At 66.7% G+C, this 23,493-nt stretch carries 22 protein-coding genes; 15 read left to right on the top strand and 7 right to left on the bottom strand.

The window, feature by feature from the left end:
- Positions 1-205: 205 nt before the first annotated feature.
- A complete protein-coding gene (locus tag AC3A6P_RS00110; RefSeq protein WP_487686832.1) occupies positions 206-1,210 on the bottom strand; it encodes a LacI family DNA-binding transcriptional regulator in 1,005 nt (334 codons plus the stop codon).
- A 140-nt stretch (positions 1,211-1,350) separates the two neighbouring features.
- Between AC3A6P_RS00110 and AC3A6P_RS00105 the strand changes: the two genes are divergently transcribed.
- Genes AC3A6P_RS00105 through AC3A6P_RS00090 form a run of 4 tightly spaced genes read left to right on the top strand, consistent with a single transcriptional unit; the run spans position 1,351 to position 5,331 of the window.
- Positions 1,351-2,499 carry a phytanoyl-CoA dioxygenase family protein gene (locus AC3A6P_RS00105; protein WP_487686830.1) on the top strand — a complete coding sequence of 383 codons (1,149 nt, stop codon included), beginning with the start codon at positions 1,351-1,353 and terminating at the stop codon, positions 2,497-2,499.
- The gene (locus AC3A6P_RS00100; RefSeq protein ID WP_487686827.1) at positions 2,496-3,500 is read left to right on the top strand and encodes a Gfo/Idh/MocA family protein; all 1,005 of its coding nucleotides are present in this window, start codon (positions 2,496-2,498) and stop codon (positions 3,498-3,500) included. The genes AC3A6P_RS00105 and AC3A6P_RS00100 overlap by 4 nt, the downstream gene beginning before the upstream one ends.
- Positions 3,497-4,357, top strand: coding sequence for a sugar phosphate isomerase/epimerase family protein (locus AC3A6P_RS00095; RefSeq protein WP_487686825.1), 861 nt, complete (start codon positions 3,497-3,499; stop codon positions 4,355-4,357). Before AC3A6P_RS00100 ends, AC3A6P_RS00095 begins: the two co-directional genes overlap by 4 nt.
- A complete protein-coding gene (locus AC3A6P_RS00090) occupies positions 4,354-5,331 on the top strand; it encodes a Gfo/Idh/MocA family protein (RefSeq protein ID WP_487686822.1) in 978 nt (325 codons plus the stop codon). The genes AC3A6P_RS00095 and AC3A6P_RS00090 overlap by 4 nt, the downstream gene beginning before the upstream one ends.
- Positions 5,332-5,349: 18 nt before the next feature.
- On the opposite strand, the gene AC3A6P_RS00085 is transcribed toward AC3A6P_RS00090, so the two are convergent.
- Positions 5,350-6,333 (bottom strand): LacI family DNA-binding transcriptional regulator, encoded by a 984-nt coding sequence (locus AC3A6P_RS00085; RefSeq protein WP_487686820.1) that lies wholly within the window; start codon positions 6,331-6,333, stop codon positions 5,350-5,352.
- A gap of 98 nt (positions 6,334-6,431) precedes the next feature.
- Here AC3A6P_RS00085 and AC3A6P_RS00080 point away from each other — a divergent pair, with 98 nt between their 5' ends.
- Together AC3A6P_RS00080 and AC3A6P_RS00075 are read left to right on the top strand one after the other, a co-directional pair.
- A complete protein-coding gene (locus tag AC3A6P_RS00080; protein ID WP_487686817.1) occupies positions 6,432-7,400 on the top strand; it encodes a Gfo/Idh/MocA family oxidoreductase in 969 nt (322 codons plus the stop codon).
- Complete coding sequence (locus AC3A6P_RS00075) at positions 7,397-8,173, top strand: TIM barrel protein (protein WP_487686815.1); 777 nt, start codon at positions 7,397-7,399, stop codon at positions 8,171-8,173. Before AC3A6P_RS00080 ends, AC3A6P_RS00075 begins: the two co-directional genes overlap by 4 nt.
- Before the next feature lie 60 nt (positions 8,174-8,233).
- Here AC3A6P_RS00075 and AC3A6P_RS00070 read toward each other — a convergent pair whose 3' ends face one another.
- From AC3A6P_RS00070 to AC3A6P_RS00055, 4 genes are all read right to left on the bottom strand, one after another.
- Positions 8,234-8,773, bottom strand: a complete 540-nt coding sequence (locus AC3A6P_RS00070; RefSeq protein ID WP_487686812.1) for an SRPBCC family protein — start codon at positions 8,771-8,773, stop codon at positions 8,234-8,236.
- Positions 8,774-8,968: 195 nt separating this feature from the next.
- Positions 8,969-9,787: an ATP-binding cassette domain-containing protein gene (locus AC3A6P_RS00065; protein ID WP_487686810.1), complete on the bottom strand. Its 819-nt coding sequence runs from the start codon at positions 9,785-9,787 to the stop codon at positions 8,969-8,971.
- 10 nt (positions 9,788-9,797) lie between these two features.
- Positions 9,798-10,856, bottom strand: a complete 1,059-nt coding sequence (locus AC3A6P_RS00060) for an ABC transporter permease (protein ID WP_487686807.1) — start codon at positions 10,854-10,856, stop codon at positions 9,798-9,800.
- Positions 10,856-11,860: a substrate-binding domain-containing protein gene (locus AC3A6P_RS00055; protein ID WP_487686804.1), complete on the bottom strand. Its 1,005-nt coding sequence runs from the start codon at positions 11,858-11,860 to the stop codon at positions 10,856-10,858. Before AC3A6P_RS00055 ends, AC3A6P_RS00060 begins: the two co-directional genes overlap by 1 nt.
- A 532-nt stretch (positions 11,861-12,392) precedes the next feature.
- Here AC3A6P_RS00055 and AC3A6P_RS00050 point away from each other — a divergent pair.
- Positions 12,393-13,427 carry a LacI family DNA-binding transcriptional regulator gene (locus AC3A6P_RS00050; RefSeq protein ID WP_487688067.1) on the top strand — a complete coding sequence of 345 codons (1,035 nt, stop codon included), beginning with the start codon at positions 12,393-12,395 and terminating at the stop codon, positions 13,425-13,427.
- Here AC3A6P_RS00050 and AC3A6P_RS00045 read toward each other — a convergent pair.
- On the bottom strand, positions 13,397-14,134 hold the full coding sequence (locus AC3A6P_RS00045; protein ID WP_487686802.1) for a GntR family transcriptional regulator: 738 nt from the start codon (positions 14,132-14,134) through the stop codon (positions 13,397-13,399). The genes AC3A6P_RS00050 and AC3A6P_RS00045 overlap by 31 nt on opposite strands.
- A gap of 262 nt (positions 14,135-14,396) precedes the next feature.
- Here AC3A6P_RS00045 and iolC point away from each other — a divergent pair, with 262 nt between their 5' ends.
- Genes iolC through AC3A6P_RS00005 form a run of 8 tightly spaced genes read left to right on the top strand, consistent with a single transcriptional unit; the run spans position 14,397 to position 23,389 of the window.
- Positions 14,397-15,368 carry a 5-dehydro-2-deoxygluconokinase gene (iolC, locus tag AC3A6P_RS00040; protein WP_487686799.1) on the top strand — a complete coding sequence of 324 codons (972 nt, stop codon included), beginning with the start codon at positions 14,397-14,399 and terminating at the stop codon, positions 15,366-15,368.
- Complete coding sequence (locus AC3A6P_RS00035) at positions 15,361-16,245, top strand: Cgl0159 family (beta/alpha)8-fold protein (protein ID WP_487686797.1); 885 nt, start codon at positions 15,361-15,363, stop codon at positions 16,243-16,245. Before iolC ends, AC3A6P_RS00035 begins: the two co-directional genes overlap by 8 nt.
- Positions 16,246-16,249: 4 nt before the next feature.
- On the top strand, positions 16,250-17,113 hold the full coding sequence (gene iolB / locus AC3A6P_RS00030) for a 5-deoxy-glucuronate isomerase (RefSeq protein WP_487686794.1): 864 nt from the start codon (positions 16,250-16,252) through the stop codon (positions 17,111-17,113).
- Between the two features lie 3 nt (positions 17,114-17,116).
- Entirely contained in the window at positions 17,117-19,066 is a 1,950-nt protein-coding gene (gene iolD / locus AC3A6P_RS00025) for a 3D-(3,5/4)-trihydroxycyclohexane-1,2-dione acylhydrolase (decyclizing) (protein ID WP_487686791.1), read from the top strand.
- A 13-nt stretch (positions 19,067-19,079) separates the two neighbouring features.
- On the top strand, positions 19,080-19,982 hold the full coding sequence (locus AC3A6P_RS00020) for a sugar phosphate isomerase/epimerase family protein (protein WP_487686789.1): 903 nt from the start codon (positions 19,080-19,082) through the stop codon (positions 19,980-19,982).
- A gap of 13 nt (positions 19,983-19,995) precedes the next feature.
- Positions 19,996-21,000, top strand: coding sequence for a Gfo/Idh/MocA family protein (locus AC3A6P_RS00015; RefSeq protein ID WP_487686786.1), 1,005 nt, complete (start codon positions 19,996-19,998; stop codon positions 20,998-21,000).
- Positions 21,001-21,002: 2 nt separating this feature from the next.
- Positions 21,003-21,878, top strand: coding sequence for a sugar phosphate isomerase/epimerase family protein (locus tag AC3A6P_RS00010; RefSeq protein ID WP_487686784.1), 876 nt, complete (start codon positions 21,003-21,005; stop codon positions 21,876-21,878).
- 8 nt (positions 21,879-21,886) lie between these two features.
- Positions 21,887-23,389 carry a CoA-acylating methylmalonate-semialdehyde dehydrogenase gene (locus AC3A6P_RS00005; RefSeq protein WP_487686781.1) on the top strand — a complete coding sequence of 501 codons (1,503 nt, stop codon included), beginning with the start codon at positions 21,887-21,889 and terminating at the stop codon, positions 23,387-23,389.
- Positions 23,390-23,493 lie beyond the last annotated feature (104 nt).

Genomic DNA, 23,493 nt, shown 5'->3' with positions numbered 1-23,493 from the left:
TCCTTAGGCAACGCTTCACGGCGGGGCCACTCGACACGCCGCTGCAGCGCCACCGTCTGCCCAGTTCACGACACTGTGGCCGAACGAACTGAGACAAAATTGTGGTTTTCGTCACTGTTGCTGGCGCCGAAAATCTAAGAACGGCAGCGTACGCGTCAGTAACTTGTTCCAATTCGATGCTGAGCGACTGCTCAGCGTTACAGTATCAGCCCGGAACGTTATAGGGAGTCACGATTTGAACCGGTACCGCCCGCACCGGTTCGGTGGGCAGCGCGCCCCGCTCCGAGAGGATGGCCCGTAACGCCAAGCGCGCGTCGGCGCGCAGGTCGTTGTGCAGGACCACCGAAATGCGCCCTTCCCGCAACAAGCGTCGGTTGTCGGCGTCCAGATCGTGGGCCACGAACACCTTGCAGGCGCGGCCCATCTTCTCGAACGCCGCGACGGTCGCGGTGTTGCCGCCGCCCACCGAGTACACCGCCTCGATACCCGGATGCCGGTGCAGCGCCTCGAGCACCAAGCGTTCGTTGGTGGCGTCGATACCGTCACTGTCGGTGACGTCCACGACTTCCAGGCCGGCACCCCGCAGGCCGGAACGGAACCCGACCTCGCGCTCCCCTTCCCCGCGGAAGACGTTCCGGGACAGGGTGATGAGGACCGAGCCACCCGCGGTACCCAACCACTGCCTGATCAGGTACGCCGCCGTGACGCCCGCGGCGTGGTTGTCGATACCGACGTAACCGCATCGCGAGCTGCCCGGCACATCGGTTGTATAGGTCACCACCGGGGTGCCGGCGGCGACCAGTTGATCGACCGCCTCGGCGACCTCCGGTTCGTCGGGCGCCTTGAGGATGACGCCATGGCTGCCCCGGAGCCGGGCCAGCTGATCCACGGTGGCTGCCGTCGCGCCGCTCTCCCACAGATGGAAGCGGGCCCGCAGCATCGCCGGCGCGAAAGACGGCAGTTCGGCCTCCACCGCGGCGCGGAACGCATCGGAGAACCGGGTGGGCGTCTGCATCACCACGTCGATCAGGAAGCGCCGGCCGTTCAGCCGCAGCTGTGCCCGCTGTTTGTCCAGATCGGCGATCGCCTGCTGCACCTCGGCGCGGGTGTTCTCCCGGACCCCGGGCCGGTCGTTGAGCACCCGGTCGACGGTGGCCTCGCTGAGCCCGCACTGCTGCGCGATCTCGCGAACCTTGTACCGGTGCGCCATCACTTGCTCCTCTGTGGGATTTGGGCGCGCTGGTAACCGCTCAGCGGTTACCAGCGCGCCGAAATCACTCTAAGCGCTGAGGGTTTTTTGATGGGTTCTTGGTGTTGATTGTGTCCCATCGCACAGCAAGACTTCTCGTCATGCACACCCCCGTCCGCACCGGTGCGTGGATCGAGGACGCCGACTGCAGCCTCGACGACTTCCGTGCCCAAGTGCTTCGCACCACCGATCTCGGCGACTACCCGCACGCGTACGACGTCCGCGGCAACGTGCTCGTCTACCGCGCCGGGTCGTTCGCTGACGCCGATCGTCGGGTATTGCAGTCCGAGCTGGTCCGCGCGCTCACCGACGGGCCCGGCGTGGTGATCTTCGAGAACGCCTTCGACACCGGCGTCATCGACCGCGCCAGCGCCGCCTTCGAGCAGTTGATCGCCCGCCAGCGCGCCGAGGGGACCGCCGCCGGTGACCACTTCGGCAAGCCCGGCGCCAACGATCGGGTGTGGAATGCCGCGCAGAAGCTCGCGCTGCAATCGCCGGAGGTGTTCGCCGACTACTACGCCAACGACGCGCTCGCCCTGATCTGCCAGGCCTGGCTGGGGCCGCGCTACCAGGTGACCTCGCAGGTGAATGTCGTCAATCCCGGTGGCGCTGCGCAGGTTCCGCACCGCGACTACCACCTCGGCTTCGTCAACGCCGACCAGCTCGCGGCCTATCCCGCTCACCTGCACCGGTTGTCACCGGCGCTGACGCTGCAGGGCGCGGTGGCGCACAACGATATGCCGGTGGAGAGCGGACCCACCATGCTGCTTCCGTACTCTCACCAGTTCGCGGCCGGGTACATCGCGTTCTACCGCCCGGAATTCATCGACTTCTTCGCGGCGCACCACGTGCAGACGCCGCTGTCCAAGGGCGACGCGGTGTTCTTCAACCCCGCGCTGTACCACGGTGCGGGACAGAACAAGTCGAGTGACATCAAGCGGATGGCAAATCTGCTGCAGGTGTCCTCGCCATTCGGCCGCGCCATGGAATCGCTGGACCGCACCGCCATGGTGCGAGCGGTGTATCCGGCGCTGCTGACCATGCACGCCGCGGGCCGCGACGTCCTCAACACCGTGGTCGCCACCGCCGAGGGCTACGCCTTTCCCACCAACCTCGACCGCGACCAACCCCTCGGCAGCCTTGCCCCGCCCAGCCAAGTCGACGTCGTACTCGACGCGCTGGCACACCAATCCACCCTCGACCAACTCGACGCCGCCCTTCGTGCGCACAATGAACGGAGAATCCCATGACCACCCTCGGACTCATCGGCCTCGGCCGCATCGGGGCCTTCCACACCGAGACCCTGACCGGACTGCCTGAGGTAGACGAGCTCGTCATCACCGACGAGCGCACCGAGATCGTCAAGCAGGTGGCCGACAAGTACGGCGCCCGGCCGGTGGAGTCGGTGGAGGCGCTGTTGTCCTCGGGCATCGACGGCGTGGTGGTGGCCGCGGCCACCCCCGCGCACGCCGAGTTGACGCTGGCCGCCGTGGAACGCGGCCTGCCGACGTTCTGCGAGAAGCCGGTCGCCTCCACCGCCGCCGACAGCGCCCGCGTGGCGGAGGTGATCGCCCGCTCCGGCGTACCGGTGCAGATCGGCTACCAGCGCCGCTTCGATGCCGCGTTCGCGGCGGCCAAGGTCAAGGTGGACAGCGGCGCACTCGGCACACTGCACACCGTCCGCAGCACCACCATGGATCCCGCTCCCCCGGCGATGGACTACATCAAGGGATCCGGTGGCATCTTCCGGGACTGTGCGGTGCACGATTTCGACGTGCTGCGCTGGATCACCGGTCAGGAGGCCGTCGAGGTGTACGCCACCGGAAGCGTCCAGGGCGACCCTCTGTTCACCGAATACGGCGACGTCGACACCGCCGCGATCGTCGTCCGCTTCGATGGGGGTGCGCTCGGTGTGGTGTCGGCCGCCCGGTACAACGGCCGTGGGTATGACTGCCGCCTCGAGGTACACGGGTTCGACGACACCGTGGTCGCCGGCTGGGATCAGGGTGTGCCCGTTCAGAACACCGACCCGGCAATCGATTTCCCCACCGGCCAGCCACACCACTTCTTCATGGACCGCTTCACCGAGGCATTCCGCACCGAGCTGAGCGGGTTCGTCCAGGTGGTCAACGGCGGCCCGATCCGGGGTGCGACGGTTGCTGATGCCGTCGAGGTGGCGTGGATCGCCGAAGCCGCCACCGAGTCGCTGCGCCGGGGTGCGCCGGTGCGTATCGAGGAGGTTCGCAAGTGAAGATCGCAGGTGCGCCGATCTCCTGGGGCGTGTGCGAAGTTCCCGGCTGGGGGTACCAGCTGGACCGTGACCGGGTGATGACGGAGATGCGCCAGGCCGGGCTGACCGCCACGGAACTGGGGCCAGACGGGTTCCTGCCGTCGGACACCGGTGAACTGACGGCGTTCCTCGACGGCTTCGGCCTGTCCTGCGTGGGTGGGTTCGTCCCGGTGCTGCTGCACGACGCCGGCCACGACCCGGCCGGCGATCTGGCCGGGCCGCTGGAGTCGCTGGTGGCCGCGCACGCCGATGTGGTGGTGCTGGCCGCCTCGACGGGGGCCGACGGTTACGACGACCGTCCGGTTCTGGACGACTCGCAATGGGCCACGTTGTTGGCCAACCTCGACCGGCTGGCCGGGCTCGCCGCCGCCCGCGGCGTGAAGGCGGTGCTGCACCCCCATGTCGGGACCATGGTGGAAACCCGCGCCGACGTCGACCGGGTGCTGGCCGGGTCGTCGATCCCGCTGTGTCTGGACACCGGGCATCTTCTGATCGGCGGCACCGATCCGCTGGCGCTGACGCAGCAGGTGCCCGACCGCATCGAACATGCTCACCTCAAAGACGTCGACGCCGCACTGGCCCGCAAGGTGCAACAAGGTGAGCTCACCTACACCCAGGCCGTCGCCGCCGGCATGTACGTTCCCCTGGGCGCTGGTGACGTCGACATCGCCGGCATCGTCAAGACGCTCGAAGACGGCGGTTACACCGGCTGGTATGTCATGGAACAGGACAACATCCTGCGGGAAGCGTCTGACGGTGCCGGCGCACTGGCCGACGTCGTGACGAGTGTGCGTTTCCTGCAGGGCATCTCGGGATGACCTTGCGGATCGGAGTCCTCGGTGCATCCCGCATCGCCGAGAACGCCATCGTCGGCCCCGCTGCTGATCTCGGGCACCGGCTCGTCGCGGTGGCGGCGCGCGACCGCGACCGCGCGGAGGTCTTCGCCGACAAGTACGGCGTCGAGCGGGTGCTCGGCTCCTACGCCGAGGTGATCTCCGACCCTGAAGTCGACGTGATCTACAACCCGCTGGCCAACGCGCTGCACGCGCCGTGGAACCTCGCGGCCGTCACCGCGGGGAAGCCGGTGCTCACAGAAAAGCCCTACGCGCGCAACAGGATCGAAGCGGCCGAGGTGGCTGCCGCCGCCGATGCGGCCGGCGTGACGGTGATGGAGGGTTTCCACTACCTGTTCCATCCCGTGGTGCGGCGGGCCTTCGAGTTGGCCGGTGACGGCACGCTGGGACAGCTGCGCCATGTCGAGGTGCTGATGACCATGCCGGAACCGTCGGCGGGTGATCCGCGGTGGTCGCTGGAACTGGCCGGTGGTGCGCTGATGGACCTGGGCTGCTACGGCCTGCACATCATGCGCCGGGTCGGCGCGCTGGCCGGTGGCGCTCCGGAGGTGACGCGCGCATCCGCGGTGCAGCGCACCCCGGGCGTGGACGCCAGCTGCGATGTCGAGCTGCGATTCCCGGACGGGGTGACCGGCAGCGCCAGCCACACGATGGTGTCGGATGCCTACCGCTTCACGCTGCGGATCGACGGCACTGCGGGAAGTGCGTTGGTGCACAACTTCATCCAGTCCTACAGCGATGACCGGTTGACGCTGACCACCTCTGAGGGCATGCGCGTCGAACGGCTGGGCACTCGCCCGTCGTACACCTATCAGCTGGAGGCGTTCGCCGCACACGTGCAGCAGGGTGCCGAGCTGCCGATCGATTCGGCCGATGCCGTGGCCAACATGGCGCTGATCGACGACGCGTACCGGGCCGCCGGCCTGGAGCCGCGCTGAGTTTTGACCTGCGGAGTTTCACCGTCGTGGTGCGGCCGTGGATCCCCTGACCACCAGCCGCGGCTGGCACACCGTATCGGCGACGGCAGTCTCCGGTGCATCGATGCGCGCGACGGCCCTCGACACCGCCTGTGCGGCCAGACCGGCCGCGTCCTGACCGACGGTGGTCAGGTCGACATGCGCCAAGCCGGCCAGCGGACTGTCGTCGAACCCCACGACGGACACCTCCTCCGGTACCCGCACGCCGGCCCGGATCAACACGTCGACGGCACCGAGGGCACAGCGGTCGTTGAAGGCGAACAGCGCGGTGGGCAGCGCCGACTTCAACAACTCGACCGCGGCCGCGGCACCGTCTCGTTCGGTGAGCCCGCCCTCGACGATGCTGGTGTGGACCTGCGCGGCGGCACCGGTCTTGCGGAACCCGTTGCGGCGTTCGGCGGCGCCGGGCGCCCGCCCGCCACTGAGATGTGTGATCGCGCGATGCCCGAGCTCTCGGAGATGGGTGACGGCCAGCGCCGCTCCGTAGGCGTCGTCGCTGCGGACCGCATCGACGCCTCGGAGCTTGCGCGCGATCACCACCACGGGTAGGCCCGTATCGAGTTGCCCGAGTTCACGTACCGGCAGCGCACTACCGATCAGGATCAGCGCCTCGCAGCGGTAGTCCAACAGGGTGTGGACCGCCTGTCGTTCACTGTGATGCGGTGTCACACAGCTCAGTACGACGTCATAGCCGTGCTGTTCGGCGGCCCGGTACACCCCGTCGACCAGGCCCGCGTGAAACTCCTGGCCGGCGGTGAACACCACGCCGAGCAGTCGGGTGCGCTGGGCGCGCAGCAACCGGGCCCGCGGATCCGGCCGGTAACCGATCTCCTCGGCGGCCTGCCTCACCCGGGCGCGGGTGGCGTCACTGGCCCCAGGGGCATCACGCATGACGATCGAGACCAGGGCACGCGAAACCCCGGCGCGTTCGGCCACGTCGGCCAGGGTGGGGCGGGCTTGCATACCGGCATTCTAGAACGTTCTAGCTCACTTCTTGACGAACCCCTGCGCCGCGGCTTTACTTACTATGCCCTAGAACGTTCTAGTTACTCGGAGAGAACATGTCCCTTCGTTTCGGCCTCATCGGCACCGGCTGGATCGGCCGCTTCCACGCCGAATCACTGGCCCACCGGGTTCCCGAGGCCACTCTGGTGGCGGTCGCCGACCCGAATCTCGAAGCAGCGCAAGCGATCGGCGCCCCACGCGCCTACGCCGACCCGCTTGAGCTGATCGACGACGCGGACGTCGAGGTGGTGGCCATCAGCTCCCCCGCGACCACCCACACCGATCTCGTGGTGGCGGCCGCACAGGCCGGCAAGCATGTGTTCTGCGAGAAACCGATGGCGCTGACCCTCGACGATGCCGACCGCGCCATCGCGGCGGCCGAGGCCGCCGGAGTGATTCTGCAGGTCGGTTTCAACCGCCGCTTCGCCGCCGACTTCGCGGCCGCACACCAGGCCGTCGTCACCGGATCGATCGGCACCCCGCAGCTGCTGCGGTCACTGACCCGCGACCCGGGCATCTCCGCGGAGGTGGCCGCGCGCGTCAAACCGTGGACCATCTTCAACGAAACACTGATCCACGATTTCGACACGTTGTGCTGGCTCAATCCCGTGTCCCGCGTCACCGAGGTCTACGCCCAGGCAGCCGCGCTGATCCACCCGCAGCTCGCCGAGGCCGGGTTCCTGGATACCTCGGTGGTCCAATTGCGCTTCGACAACGGGGCTTTCGGTGTCGCCGAGGCCAGCTTCCAGGCTGTCTACGGCTACGACGTGCGCGGCGAGGTGTTCGGCTCCGGTGGCGTGGTGCTGGCCGGCCGGGCTCCCGAGCAGGCCGGCAGGCAGAACACCGAGTTGTTCGCCGACGCCTACGTCGCCCAGTTCGCACACCTGGTGCAGAGCATCCGCACCGGCGCGGCCGCCTCGGTTACCGGACACGATGCCCGTGTGGCGCTGGAAATCGCTTTGGCCGCAGCGGAATCCGTGCGCACCGGCGCCCCCGTCACTCTGGCCGCGGCGGTGCAGGCATGAGCCCGTTCGAATTGGCCGTCTGCGCCGAGATGGTCTTCACCGACCTGCCCCTTCTCGAGCGGGTGCGTCGCATCCATGATCTGGGTTTCAGCGTCGAACTCTGGAGCTTCCACGATAAGGACCTCGACGCGTTGGCCGCGACAGGGGCCCGGTTTTCCTCGATGACGGGCTACCTTCACGGCGACCTCCACGATCCAGACGGCGCCGACGAGGTGGTGCGCACCGCGCAGGAGGCCGTCAAAGCGGCTGCGGTCCTTGGCGTTCCACGATTGGTGGTTCATCCCGGCGAGCTGGTCGACGGGCAGGCCGCCCGGCCGAAGTACCGCGCCGACGGGCAGATGTGGTTCTCGGCGCAGCGCGGCCTGGCCGAGCTGGGCGAGTTGGGCGCCGACGCCGGTGTCACCTTCTGCATCGAGAACCTGAACACCATCGTCGATCATCCCGGCGTGCCCCTGGCCCGAGCCAAGGACACCCTCGCCCTGGTGGAGTCCGTCGGGCACCCGAACGTCAAGATGATGCTGGACCTGTACCACGCTCAGATCGGCGAGGGGAATCTGATCGAGCTCGTGCGCCGTGCGGGTGCGGCGATCGGCGAGATCCAGGTGGCGGACGTGCCCGGGCGGTGCGAACCGGGCACCGGCGAGATCAACTACCGTGCGGTGGCACAGGCACTCGACAGCAGCGGATATCGCGGACCGGTAGGCCTGGAGGCGTTCGCCGCCGGCGACAGCGTCGTCGCCCTGGAGGCATTCCGGGCGGCCTTCACGCTGTAACGCCAACACTGAAAAAACCGAGAAGCGGGCGCCGCAGCGCCCGCTTCTCTGGTGTGTTGGCTAACTTGCCGCCTTCAGGTTGGGGCTACTCCAGCGCGCGTAGCAGACCTCGGGGCGGATGGCATTCGGCCCGCGATGATGCGCGAACCGCGACGCGAGTTGGTGCAAGCTCTGGGTGATGGCCGTGGCGTGGTTGTCGTTGTCGCCGGTCATCTGATCGAACAAAGGGGTGACGGCCGCACCGAAATCCATGGACTCGGTGACCTCGGTGGTACCTGCCGACGTCTCCGCGAGTTCCCACCGCCACTTGCGGCCGTAGGCATCTTCCCACTCGATGAACCTGTCATCTTCCAGGGACGTGACGGTGGACGTCGCCTGATACGGGATACCCGCCTTCTGCACGCCGACGGTGAAACTGTCGCCCACCGAGAGCCGATCCGGCCCGAGCACGGGAACTTCGCGCATCGTTCCGCTGACATCCAACTTGTGCAGTTGGCGCGGATTCGCGATGAACGCGAAGATCTCGGCTGCGGAAGCGGCGACCTCTACTCGCCTGGCGACGGTGGTCGGCCCCGCGTCCACATTGACGACTGTGACCATGCATCGGAGATTACCCGCAAACGGGGCAAACAAACCGTGCGGAATAGGCCAGCTAGGACATGAATTTCCTGAGAAAAGAGCAAGCGCTTCCCAAGAGTGGGACACATGCGGCGGCGCCGGGAGTGCTGGCCCGCAATCTGTATGAGCCGAACGCACTTCCGGCGCCGCCGTGAAAGTGACCTGACCGACCGCGCGTCAGCGGCGGCCGAGTTCGTGTGTCAGGGCCTCCAATTCGTTGCCACCAGCCATCTCTTGGGTGAGGTGTTCGAGCGTGATCTCGTCATAGGTGCAATCAAGCTTTTGCCGGCCGCGGTTGAGGAGCACAAAATGATCACCGACCATGTGCGCGTGATGCGGGTTGTGGGTGATGAAGATCACGCCGAAACCCTGCTCCTTGGCTGCGGTGATGTAGCGCAGCACCATCCCGGACTGCTTGACCCCCAGCGCAGCGGTGGGCTCGTCGAGGATCAGCACCCGCGCACCGAAGAAGATTGCCCGGGCGATCGCGACACACTGACGTTGACCACCTGACAGCGAACCGATCGGAGCATCGACGTCGGGCAGGTCGATACCCATCTTCTGTAATTCGGAGATCGTGGTGGCCCGCATTCCGTTGGTGTCGAGCGACCGCGGGAACCCCTTCTTCCGCAACTCCTGTCCGAGGAAGAAATTCCGCCACACCGGCATCAGGGACACCACCGCGAGATCCTGGTACACCGTGGCAATGCCCTTGTTGAGCGCGTCCTTGGGCGAGTCGAACGTGGTGGGCTCCCCGTCGACCAGCAGCTCGCCCTCGGTCGGCTTGTGCAATCCGGCGATGATCTTGATCAGCGTGGACTTGCCGGCGCCGTTGTCCCCCAGCACGCCGGTCACCTGTCCGGCACCCACCCGCAGGTTGATGTCCTTGAGGGCGATGATGTTGCCGTAGCTCTTGCCGACGTTCCTCAACTCGACCAGCGGGGTGAACCCGTCCGACGGCGACGAGTCGATCGGAGCTTCTGCAGCAGTACTCATGGTCGATCCCCTATCGCTTCGCCGCGTAGTTGCGGAAGGCATTGTTGGCGATCACCGCAAACAGCAGCATGCCGCCGAGGAAGAACTTGAACCAGTCCGGGTTCCAGCCCGCGTAGACGATGCCCTGGTTGGTCATGCCGAAGATGAACGCGCCGATCAGAGTTCCGATCGCCGTGCCGTAGCCACCGGTCAAGAGGCAGCCACCGATCACCGCGGCGATGATGTAGAGGAACTCGTTGCCGATGCCCTGGCCCGACTGGATCGTGTTGAACGCGAACAGCAGATGCATGCCGACGAACCACGCGCAGAACCCGACGAGCATGAACAGGCCGATCTTGACCTTGTTCACCGGCACACCGACGGCGCGCGCACTGTCCTGGTTGCCACCGACGGCGAAGATCCAGTTACCGACGCGGGTCTTGAACAGTACATAGGTGGCGATGACGGCGAACAGGATCCACCACAGCACCGTGACCCGGATCGACACACTGCCGATGGTGATCGAGGACGCGAACACCGTTCGCCCGGATTCGAAACCGGCCATGTCGGACACACTGGGGGTGGCGACCTGTCCGGCGATCAGTTTGGTGACGGCCAGATTGATACCGGTGAGCATCAGGAACGAGCTCAGGGTGATCAGGAACGACGGGATCTTGGTCTTCATCACCATGTAGCCGTTGAAGAAACCGATTGCCAGCGACACCACCAGGGCCAGCAGTGCACCCACCCACAGGTTGAGGTGCAGGTTGAACGCAAGCATCGATGCCGCAAGGGAACTCGTGGTCACCGCGACGCCGGCGGACAGGTCGAATTCCCCGCCGATCATCAGTAGGCCGACACCCACCGCCATGATGCCGATGGTGGAGCTGGCGTAGAGCACCGTGGCCAGCGCCTCCGGCGTCCGGAACGGCGCCGCGACGATCGCGAAGAAGATGAAGATGCCCACCGCGCCGACGAGGGCACCCATTTCCGGACGAATCAGCAACCGCTGCAACCGGTTCTGTTCTTTGACGCGTTCGTCGTGGACGACCTTGTGGGAGCCGAGGTCGAGGTCAGCCTGGGTGGTCATTATCGGGTTCCGTTCTTTGCATACTCGGCGACGGCTTCGATGTTCGACTTGTCGATGAACGACGGGCCGGTCAGCGTCGCCTGGTTTCCACCGATCACGTTGCCGTTGTTGAGGTAGAGCCACAGCGAGTCGACGGCCAGGTAGCCCTGCAGGTACGGCTGCTGGTCCACGGCCCACTGCACGTCACCGGCGTTGATCGCGTCGACCAGGGCCGAGTTGGTGTCGAACGTGGAGACCTTGGCCGAGCTACCGGCGTTCTTCACCGACTGCACGGCGGTCAGCGCGAAGGGAGCGCCGAGGGTCAACACCGCGTTGATGGCCGGATCCTGTTGCAGCTTGGCGGTGATGGTCGATTCCACCGACGGCATGTCCTTGCCATTGACGTTGAGGACCTCGGTGGCCGGGAAGGTGTTCTTCACACCGGCGCAACGGCCCTCGAGGCCGACGTGGCCCTGTTCCTGGATGACGCAGATGGCCTTGGTGGCGCCTTCGGAGGCCAGTCGTTTGCCCGCTTCCTGACCGGCGATGAACTCATCCTGACCGAAGTACTCCTTGACGCCCATCGCCGACCACGAGTCCAGGCCGGAATTGAAGGCCACCACCGGGATGTTCTTCGCCACCGCGGCCTTGATGGCGGGCTGCATGGCCTCCGGCTTGGCCAAGGTGACGGCGATACCGGCGACACCGCTGTCGATCGCCGTCTGCACCAGGTTCGCCTGGTTGGGTGCCTCGGGATCGTTGGAGTAGCGCAGTTCGACGTTGTCCTTCTGGGCAGCCGTCTCGGCGCCCTTGCGCACCAGGTCCCAGAACGAGTCGCCGGGAACCTCGTGCGTGATCATCGCGATGGTGACGCGCGGGGTGTCCACCGAGCCGCCACCGGCACCGTCGCCGCCGGCCTCCTCCGGCTTGCCGCCGGTGCTCGAGCAAGCGGCCAACAGGGTCACAGTGGCCGCGACACCTGCGAACTTGACCCAGCGGCGCTGCGGGCCTTCCTGCAACTTCATGGATTCTCCTCGTTGATGACGCTCGACGCGGCCGGGCCGGCCGGTCGTAGATCACGCACTAACTGAAGATGTAATACGCATCACAAGCAGAAGTCAAGACTTTGTTCTGACATTAGGACTGCAAGTCAAATACGGGGGCCTCAGGACCTGGCGAACCACCCCGGGCGGGCAAAGGGGGCGCCGCGTGCCCACTCCTCACTTCGATTGCTACACAGGCGAACCCAACACCACTGCGTCCATAAGCAAAGGTTCTCACGCACCCCGACAGGCGCCTGATCACCACGGCGCCCAGCGCGGCGTATCGGCAATCGAGTCTGCGCCCACGGCCGATTTCCGGGCCGGATCCGGGCGTCAGCGCAGCCTCGAACACTCCGGCGGGCAGGCGATATCCCGTTCGCGGAAATGTGAGATCTCGGTGGATCTAACGCGCGTTAGGTCTACGATGAGTGCAGCAATGTGTGGTGTCAACCGTCAGGGAAGGGGCGCAGTGGCCCAGGCAGCCGCCAACCGGCGTACCGGGCGACCTCCGACCATGGCGGATGTCGCCGCGCGGGCCGGAGTGTCCAGGACATTGGTGTCGTTTGTGCTCGACGGTAAGCCCGGCGCCAGTGACGACACCCGGCTGAGGGTGCTGGCCGCCGCCGAAGAGCTTGGCTACCGGCCGGATTCGGCCGCCCGGCTCCTGGCCAGAGGCCGCAGCCGCACCCTCGGTGTGCTGGTCGACGTCCGGCAACTGTTCGAAGCCGAACTGGTCACCGGCATCTACCCGGCCGCCGAAGCCCTCGGTTACGAGGTGCTGCTGTCGGCCAACCTCGCCGACCGCGAGGAATCGGTCCCGATCAACGCGCTGATCAGCCACCGCTGCGGTGCACTGATCCTGCTCGGCCCGAACTCCGGTGTCGACTACCTGCGGACGTTGTCACAGCGGGTACCGGTGGTGGTGGTCGGCCGGCGCCTCCCCCACGACGGCGGGCACCCCGGTTTGGCCACCGTGCGTACCGACGACGCCACCGGAATCCGGCAGGCGGTCGACTACCTGGTCGAACTCGGACACCGGGCCATCTGGCATGTCGACGGCGGTACCGACCCGGGCTCGGCGGACCGGCGCCGCGCCTACCGGGCGGCGATGCGAGCTCACGGATTGGCCGACCACACCCGCGTCATCCCCGGCGCCCACAACGAGGAGGCCGGTGCCGCCGCAGCACGGAAGTTGCTGGCCGCCGGCGAGCTGCCCACCGCGGTGCTCGCCGGCAACGACCGGTGCGCACTCGGCCTGCTCGACGTCTTCACCCGCTCGGGAGTGGCCGTCCCCGAACAGCTCTCGCTCATCGGCTTCGATGACTCGCGGCTGTCGGACAATCCCCGTATCGACTTGACCACGGTGCACCAGGACGCCCCGACCCTGGCCCGGCATGCGGTGCGCTCAGCGGTCGCGATGCTGGAACAGACCGCCACCACGAGCACCGACGACGTGTCAGAGCCCACCCTGGTGGTGCGCGGTACCACCGGGGCACCACGGACCACGAGACCCCGGGCTCAGCGGTCGACGAGGGTGGTGTCGAAGTAGTAACGCGACGCCCGGTACACGTGGCTGCCGTACTCGACTATCCGACCGGAGTCGTCGAACGCCGTACGGGTCATCACCAGCAGCGGCGCCTTGGGCTTCTCGTCGAGCAGCCTCGCCTCGTCACGATCGGCGGCCTTGGCCCCGATCCGCTGGCGGGCCAGCCGGATGTGCACGCCCCGCGAACGAAGGGCCTGGTACAGGCCCGCCTTTTCGAGTTCGTCCTGATCCGGAGCCAACGCCGCGGGCAGGTGATTGGTCATCAGGGCCAGCGGTTGTCCACCCGAGCTTCGCAGTCGGCGCATCGTCACGACCTCGGCGTCGGGCGCCAGGTTCAGGTGTGCGGCAATCTCTTCCGACACCGGGCCCACCCGGTACTCGAGCACCCGTGTGGCGGGCTCCTGGCCCGCCCTGGCCAGGTCGTCGAACAAGCTCGTCAGCTCCACCGGCCGGTGCACCGGAGTCTGGACCACCTGGGTCCCGACACCTCGTTTGCGCACCAGCAGACCTTTGTCCACGAGCTCCTGAATTGCCCGCCGCGTCGTGGGGCGAGAAAGATTGAGACGCGAGGCCAGCGCCAGCTCGTTCTCGAACCGGTCCCCGGGTTTGAGTTGTCCATCCAGGATGGCCTTCTCGAAGACCTGAGCTACCTGGAAGTACAGCGGCACAGGGCTCGAACGGTCGAGTTCGACGGACAACGTCGTGGTCACCCTTGCTCCGATCCTTGGTCGCCGGCATCAGCAGTTCGCTGGCAGTGTGAGACAGACTACCGCGATATGACCGAAAGTAAGAATGTCCGAACAAAGTCTTGACACAGCCGGGTGATCGGGAGCACAGTCGACATCAACACCGGGCTGGCTGCTCTCCTCGACTCGACCGAGGAGATGCTCGGCCCGGGCCGGGCCCTGAGTGGCCCCCGCTTCACCCCGCACATGTGAACAAACAACACGCACTACCGATTCGGAGTCGATTGTGAGCCTTGCCGAACCCTTTGATGTCCTTGCCATCGGGCGCAGCGGCGTCGACGTGTACCCCCTGCAGATCGGCGTCGGCCTCGAAGACGTGGAATCCTTCGGCAAGTTCCTTGGTGGCAGCGCAGCGAACGTCGCCGTGGCGGCGGCTCGCCTGGGCAACCGCGCTGCCCTGATCTCGGGCGCCGGCGATGACCCCTTCGGCCGCTTCGTCCGCGCCGAGCTGGCCCGCCTCGGAGTGGACAACCGCTTCGTCACCACCCATGGCGAGTACCCGACGCCGGTGACGTTCTGTGAGATCTTCCCCCCGGACCATTTTCCGCTGTACTTCTACCGCAAGCCGTCGGCACCGGATCTGCAGATCACCGCCGACGAACTCGATCTGGACGCCATCCGCAACGCCCGGCTGTACTGGTCGACCGTCACCGGGTTGTCCGAAGAGCCCAGTCGCGCCGCGCATTTCGCAGCATGGTCGGCGAGGGAGCGGGCTCCCCTGACCGTGCTGGACCTCGACTACCGGCCCATGTTCTGGGACTCGCCGGCCGCCGCCACCGAGCAGGTGCAGCGTGCACTGACCCAGGTCACCGTCGCCGTCGGCAACCGGGAAGAATGCGAGATCGCCGTGGGCGAATCCAACCCGCACAAGGCCGCCGAGGCGCTGCTGGACCTCGGGGTGGAACTGGCCATCGTCAAGCAGGGACCGCGCGGCGTGCTGGGCAAGACCCGGCACAGCTCGGTCACCGTCGCACCCAACGAGGTCGACGTGGTGAACGGGCTGGGCGCCGGAGACGCCTTCGGCGGCAGCCTCGTTCACGGCCTGTTGAACAACTGGTCGTTGGAGAAGACCCTTCGGTACGCCAACGCCGCCGGCGCCATTGTCGCCTCGCGGCTCGAATGCTCGACCGCTATGCCCACAGCCGCCGAGGTGGCGGCCCTCGCCGAACAGACCGCAGTGGAGGCCGTCAATGTCTAGCCAAGCCCTATGTCGTGACTACGCGCAGATCACCGATCTGCGCGCCTCCGACCCGGGCGCCGTCGCCCGCGCCTGGGACAACCGCACCACCCGCCCGGCCACCCGGGGCAACGGCCGGCTGATGATCGTGGCCGCCGATCACCCCGCCCGCGGCGCGCTGGCCGTCGGCTCGCGGCCCACCGCGATGAACAGCCGCACCGATCTGCTGGACCGGCTGCGCGCGGCGCTGGCCGATCCCGGTGTCGACGGCGTGCTGGCCACCTCGGACATTCTCGACGACCTGGTGCTGCTCGGGGCGCTCGACGACAAGGTGGTGTTCTCGTCCTTCAACCGCGGCGGGCTGGCCGGCTCGTCCTTCGAGCTCGACGACCGGATGACCGGCGCCACCGCCGCTTCCACGGCCGCCGCCCACATGAACGGCGGAAAGATGCTGTGCCGCATCGATCTCGACGACCCTGGCACGGTGGCCACCATGGCGGCCTGCGCCCAGGCGATCGACGAACTCACCGCACACGGACTCATCGCCATGGTCGAGCCGTTCATGTCCAGCCGCATCGAGGGCAAGGTCCGCAACGACCTGTCCCCCGATGCCGTCATCAAGTCCATCCACATCGGCCAGGGCCTCGGGTCGTCCTCGGCGTACACCTGGATGAAGCTGCCCGTGGTCGACGAGATGGACCGGGTGATGGAGGCCACGACGCTGCCGACCCTGCTGCTCGGCGGCGACCCGACCGACCCCGACGAAGCGTTCGCCAGCTGGGAGAAGGCCTTGGCGCTGCCGTCGGTGCGCGGGCTGATCGTCGGCCGGACGCTGCTGTATCCCCCCGACGACGATGTCAGCTCCGCGGTGGCGACCGCCGTTGCGATGGTGCGGTGACCCGATGCACAGCAAGCTCTACATCCCTTCCGGTAGTGCCCAGTCGCCGTACACCGTCGACGTCACGCCGGAATCGGCCGGCTGGACCGAATCCTCGCTACAGGTCGTCGAACTCGGCGCGGACCTGCAGTTGCGCACCGGTGACACCGAGGTGATGATCCTGCCGCTGGCCGGCGGCGGCTCGGTCACCTGCGACGGGACGACCTTCGAATTGTCACCGCGCGCATCGGTGTTCGACGGCCCGTCCGACATGGTGTACCTGGGTATCGAGCAGGAGTACACGCTCTCCGGTGACGGCCGGTTCGCCATCTGCGGGGCCCGGGCCAAACGCTCGTTCCCGAACCGCCGGGTGGCGGCCGCCGACGTGTCCCTGGAACTGCGCGGCGCGGGCAACTGCAGCCGTCAGGTGCACAACTTCGGCACCGCGGACACCTTCGAAGCCGACTCGTTGATCGCGTGCGAGGTGATCACCCCGGGTGGCAACTGGTCCAGTTACCCCGCCCACAAGCACGACGAGAACACCCCGACCCAAACGGCTCTGGAAGAGATCTACTACTTCGAAATCGCTGCGGGACCGGACAATTCACGCGGGTTCGGCTATCACCGGGTGTACGGCACCCCCGACCGCCCCATCGAGGTGCTCGAAGAGGTGCGTACCGGCGACGTCGTCCTGGTGCCGCACGGGTACCACGGCCCGTCGGTGGCCGCCCCGGGGTACCACATGTACTACCTCAACGTCATGGCCGGACCGGGCGACGAGCGCGCCTGGAAGATCGTCGACGACCCCGAGCACACCTGGCTGCGCGGCACCTGGGACGGCCAGGACATCGACCCGCGGCTGCCCCTTCACAACCCCCGAGGAGCCTGACACATGGTTTCCACCGCACCCAAGTCGATCGACAAGCTCGTCGACGACGAAGAGACGGTCCGCCTGACCGTCGCGCAGGCGACGGTCAGGTTCCTGGCCAACCAGTACGTCGAACGCGACGGGCAGCGCAGCAAGTTCTTCGCCGGCTGCTTCGGCATCTTCGGCCACGGCAATGTCGCGGGGTTGGGTCAGGCGCTGCTGCAGGACGAAGTCGAAGCCGTGAATGCCGGGCGCGAGCCCGGCCTGAAGTACGTGCTGGGCCGCAACGAGCAGGCCATGGTCCACACCGCGGTGGCCTACGCCCGGCAGAAGGACCGGCTGCAGGCCTGGGCGGTCACCGCCAGCGTCGGCCCGGGCTCCACCAACATGCTCACCGGCGCCGCACTGGCCACCATCAACCGGTTGCCCGTATTGCTCCTGCCGGCAGACACTTTCGCCACCCGGGTCAGCGCTCCGGTGCTGCAGGAGCTGGAGCTGCCGTCGTCGGGTGATGTGACGGTCAACGATGCGTTCAAGCCGTTGTCACGCTATTTCGACCGGGTGTGGCGGCCCGAACAGTTGCCCGCCGCGCTGCTGGGCGCCATGCGGGTGCTCACCGATCCCGTAGAGACCGGTACCGCCACGGTCGCGATCCCGCAGGACGTGCAGGCCGAGGCCCACGACTGGCCCGTGTCGCTGTTCGCCGAGCGCACCTGGCATGTCGCGCGCCCGCTCCCGGAGCGGTCGGTGATCGCCCGCGCCGCGGAGATCATCCGCACTGCCGCCAAGCCGCTGATCGTCGCCGGAGGCGGCGTCATCTACTCCGACGCCACCGACGCCCTGGCGGCGTTCTGCGAGCAGACCGGCATCCCGGTCGGTGAGAGCCAGGCCGGCAAGGGTTCGCTGCGCTACGACCATCCGCAGTCGGTGGGTGCCATCGGTTCCACCGGCACCACCGCCGCCAACGCACTGGCCTCGGACGCCGACGTGGTGATCGGGATCGGCACCCGCTACAGCGATTTCACCTCCGCGTCGCGCACCGCCTTCAACAACCCGGATGTCCGCTTCGTCAACATCAACGTGGCATCGCTGGATTCGGTGAAACAGGGCGGTCTCAGCGTCGTCTCTGATGCCCGTGAGGCGCTGGAAGCCCTCGGTACTGCGTTGGGTGACTACGCGGTGCCGGCTGACTACCGTTCGCGGGTCGCAGAACTGGCCGCGGAATGGGAGGACACCGTTTCGAGTGTGTATGCCACCACCGACGGGGTGCAGCTGAACCAGAACCAGGTCATCGGTCTGGTGAACACGCTGTCCGATCCTCGTGACGTCGTGGTGTGCGCGGCCGGGTCGATGCCCGGTGACCTGCACAAGTTGTGGCGCACCCGCGACCGCAAGGGCTACCACGTCGAATACGGCTTCTCCTGCATGGGTTACGAGATCGCCGGCGGCATCGGTGTGCGGATGGGCGCCCCCGACCGCGACGTGTTCATCATGGTCGGCGACGGGTCGTACCTGATGATGGCCACCGAGATCGTCACCGCCGTACAAGAGGGCGTCAAGGTGATCCCGGTGCTGGTGCAGAACCATGGATTCGCCTCCATCGGTGGGCTTTCCGAGTCCGTCGGCTCGCAGCGTTTCGGTACGTCCTACCAGTACCGCGGTGAAGGCGGCCGGCTCGACGGCGGGCACCTTCCCGTGGACCTGGCCGCCAACGCCGCCAGCCTGGGCGCCGATGTCATCAAGGTCGCCACCGCCGCGGAGTTCGCCGACGCGATGAAAGTCGCCAAAGCCGCCGACACGGTCACTGTGATCTATGTGGAAACCGATCCGATGATCTTCGCCCCGGACAGCCACTCGTGGTGGGACGTGCCGGTCAGCGAGGTGTCCTCGCTGGAGTCCACCCAGTCCGCCTACCAGCGGTACGCGGACTGGAAGAAAGTACAGCGTCCCCTGATCAACCCGTCCGACCGCTAACTAGGGAAACAAAGTGAGCACAATTCTCGTAGGGTCCGCGCCCGACTCCTGGGGCGTCTGGTTCCCCGATGACCCGCAGCAGACCCCCTACACCCGCTTCCTGGACGAGGTGGCGGCCTCCGGATACCAGTGGATCGAACTCGGCCCGTACGGCTACCTGCCCACCGACCCCCAGCAGTTGCTCGACGAGCTGGGCGCGCGCAACCTGAAGCTCTCGGCCGGAACGGTTTTCGAGCACCTACACCAGAATGATTCCTGGTCGGCGGTGTGGAAGCAGATCGAGGATGTCGCGAAGCTGACCGCGGCCGTCGGCGGCAAGCATGTTGTCGTCATCCCCGAGATGTGGCGGGATCCGTCCACCGGTGCGGTGCTCGAAGACCGCAACCTGACGCCCGAGCAGTGGCGCAAGAAGACCCAGGGGATGAACGACCTGGGCAAGGCGATGTTCGAACAGTACGGTGTGCGTGCGCAATACCACCCGCACGCCGACAGCCACGTCGATACCGAGGAGAACGTCTACCGCTTCCTCGACGGGACCGACGGCGAGTTCGTCAACCTGTGCCTGGACACCGGTCACATCTCCTACTGCGGCGGCGACAACATCGCGATCATCCGCCGGGCCCCGGAGCGCATCGGCTACCTGCACCTCAAGCAGGTCGACCCCGAGGTGCGCGCCAAGGTCGAAGCCGAGGACCTACCGTTCGGTGAGGCCGTCAAGCTGGGCGCCATGACCGAGCCGCCGCGCGGTATCCCCGAGATGCCGCCGTTGCTCGCCGAGATCGAGAAGCTCGGCATCGATGTGTTCGCCATCGTCGAGCAGGACATGTACCCCTGCGACGTCGACGCTCCCCTGCCCATCGCCCAGCGCACCCAGAAGTACCTGGGTTCCTGCGGCATCCCGTCGGTCACATTCTAGGAAGAGAAAAGCCATGTCTGACTTGCGAATCGCCGTTCTGGGCGTCGGCATGATGGGTGCTGACCACGTGGCCCGGATCACCTCGAAGATCAGCGGCGCCCGGGTCGCGGTCGTCAACGACTACTTCACCGAGAAGGCCGAGCAGATCGCCGCCGAGATCCCCGGCTGCCGCGCCGTGGCCGACCCCTTGGACGCCATCGCCGACCCGGACGTCGACGCCGTGCTGCTGGCCACACCGGGCCCCACGCACGAGAAACAACTGCTGGCCTGCCTGGAGCACCGCAAGCCGGTGCTGTGCGAGAAGCCGCTGACCACCGACGTCGCCAGCTCCCTCGAGATCGTCCGCCGGGAGGCCGAACTGGGGGTGCAGTTGATCCAGGTCGGATTCATGCGCCGGTTCGATCACGAGTACGCGCAACTGAAGACGCTCATCGAGGGTGGCGAACTCGGTACACCGCTGGTGATGCACTGCGTGCACCGCAACCCGGCCGTGCCGCCGAACTTCGACAGCTCGATGATCGTGCGGGACTCGCTGGTGCACGAGGTCGACGTCACCCGCTTCCTGTTGGGTGAGGAGATCACGTCGGTCCAGATCATCAAGCCGTCCGCGAATTCGAAAGCCCCGCAGGGCCTGCAGGACCCGCAGATCGCCGTGTTCACCACCGAGAGTGGCAAGCACGTCGATGTCGAGGTGTTCGTCACCACCGGTGTCGCCTACGAGGTGCGCACCGAGGTGGTGGGCGAGCAGGGCAGCGCGATGATCGGCCTGGATGTCGGCCTGGTGCGCAAGAGCGCTCCGGGGCACTGGGGTGGCACCATCACCCCCGGCTTCCGGGAACGTTTCGGTCAGGCCTACGACACCGAGGTTCAGCGGTGGGTGGACGCCGTGCGCAGCGGAGTGAACGTCGACGGACCTTCGGCGTGGGACGGTTACGCCTCCACCGCCGTCTGTGAGGCCGGCGTGAAATCGCTGCAGTCCGGCAAGGCAGAGCAGGTCGAGCTGGCCGAGCGGGTGTGACCATGAAGATCGCCCTGGACCCCACCCCGTTCCACCATGACCATGATCTGCTCGAATTCCCGCGGCTGGTGGCCGAATTGGGCTACGAGTACCTGCAGCTGACACCGCACCGGGATTTCATCCCGTTCTTCAACCACCCGCGTGCCGATGACGAACTGGTGGCCAAGTTCCGCAAGGCGTGTGACGACGCCGGAGTCGGTATCGCCTCGGTACTGCCGGTGCTGCGGTGGTCCGGCCCGGATGAGGACGCCCGGGAAGCGGCGGTGCGCAACTGGAAACGCGTCATCCAGATCACCGTCGACCTCGGCGTCAACGTCATCAACACCGAGTTCTCCGGCCGCCCCGAGCGGGCCGAGGAATCCGAACGCGCGTTCTTCCGGTCCATGGAGGACCTGGTGCCGATCTTCGAGCGGGAAGGCATCGACGTTCGGATCGACCCGCACCCCGACGATTTCGTCGAGGACGGACTCGAAGCGCTGCGCATCATCCGCGGGGTCAATTCCCCCAACATCGGCATGGTGTACGTGGCGTGCCACAGCTTCCACATGGGTGGGAACATGGCAGAGATCATCCGCAAGGCGGGCAACAAGTTGCGGTTGGTGCACGTCGCCGACAGCATGGACCACCACCGCTCCCACGGCCTGCGGTACATCACCAACCCGCCGGGCAATCCCGTTCGGGTGCACCAGCACCTCAAGATAGGTGACGGTGACGTCGACTGGGACGAGTTCTTCAGCGCCCTGGCCGAAATCGATTTCTACAACCGCCCCGACACCGTGATGGTCTCGTCGGTCTTTGCCGAAGACGAGAACGCCCAGGAGGTCTCGCGCTATCAACTGGCGACGATGACCGATTACGTGAACAAGCACACGAAGTGAGAACTGCTATGCCTACCACCATCTCCCACTGGTCCGACAACAAGATCTTCACCGGGTCCTCCGGTGCCACCGCGCCGGTGACCAACCCCGCCACCGGTGCCGTCACCGGGGAGGTTGCGCTGGCCTCGGTCGACGATGCCCGCGCGGTCATCGACGCCGCCGCTGCGGCCTTCCCCGCTTGGCGGGACACCTCGCTGGCCAAACGCACCCAGGTGCTGTTCCGTTTCCGGGAACTGCTCAACGAACGCAAGGACGAACTGGCAGCCATCATCACCAGCGAGCACGGCAAAGTGCTCTCCGACGCCCTCGGCGAAGTGTCGCGTGGCCAGGAAGTCGTCGAATTCGCCTGCGGGATACCGCATCTGCTCAAGGGTGGGTTCACCGAGAACGCCTCCACCAAGGTCGACGTCTACTCGGTGCGCCAGCCCCTGGGCGTCGTCGGCATCATCTCGCCCTTCAACTTCCCGGCCATGGTGCCCATGTGGTTCTTCCCCATCGCCATCGCGACAGGTAACACCGTCGTGCTCAAGCCGTCGGAGAAGGACCCGTCGGCCGCGCTGTGGATCGCTCAGTTGTGGACCGAGGCCGGCCTGCCCGCCGGGGTGTTCAACGTCCTGCAGGGCGACAAGACCGCCGTCGACGAACTGCTGACCAACCCCACGGTGAAGTCGGTGTCGTTTGTCGGGTCCACCCCCATCGCCAAGTACGTCTACGCCACCGGCACCGCCCACGACAAGCGGGTCCAGGCGCTGGGCGGGGCGAAGAACCACGCCATCATCCTGCCGGATGCCGACCTGGACCTGGCGGCCGACGCCATGATCAACGCCGGCTTCGGCTCCGCAGGTGAGCGCTGCATGGCCATCTCCGCGGCCGTGGCCGTCGGCCCCATCGCCGACGACCTGGTGGCCAAGATCGCCGAGCGCACCACACCGCTGAAAATCGGTGATGGCACCAAGAACTCGGACATGGGTCCGCTGGTCACCAAGGCCCACCGCGACAAGGTGGCCTCCTACATCGACGCCGGTGAAGCCGACGGCGCCAAGGTGGTCGTCGACGGACGCAACGTCGAGATCGACGGCGGCGGCTCCGGTCTCTCGGATGGCTTCTGGCTCGGCCCCACCCTGCTGGACAACGTGACCCCGCAGATGAGTGTCTACACCGACGAGATCTTCGGGCCCGTCCTGTCGGTGGTGCGCGTCGAAACCTATGACGAGGCGCTGGAGTTGGTGAATTCCAACCCCTACGGCAACGGCACCGCCATCTTCACCAACGACGGCGGCGCGGCCCGGCGCTTCCAGAACGAGGTGCAGGTGGGCATGGTCGGCATCAACGTCCCGATCCCGGTGCCGATGGCCTATTACAGCTTCGGCGGCTGGAAGGCCTCGCTGTTCGGCGACAGCCACGCCCACGGTATGGACGGCGTGCACTTCTTCACCCGCCAGAAGGCCATCACCCAGCGCTGGCTCGACCCGTCACACGGCGGCATCAACCTGGGCTTCCCCACCAACTGACGCACCACCCACGCTGTCTAGGCCGAGCGAGCATTGCTCCTATGTCAAGCGGCGACTGCCTGGAGGGGTTTGTCGTGGGTGTGGTTGAGGTGTTTGTCGGCGTG

This window comes from Mycobacterium sp. Soil_C_30, from assembly GCF_057656995.1.
The sequence above is the reverse complement of the archived record's forward strand: the minus strand, read 5'-3'. Positions and strand labels throughout refer to the sequence as shown.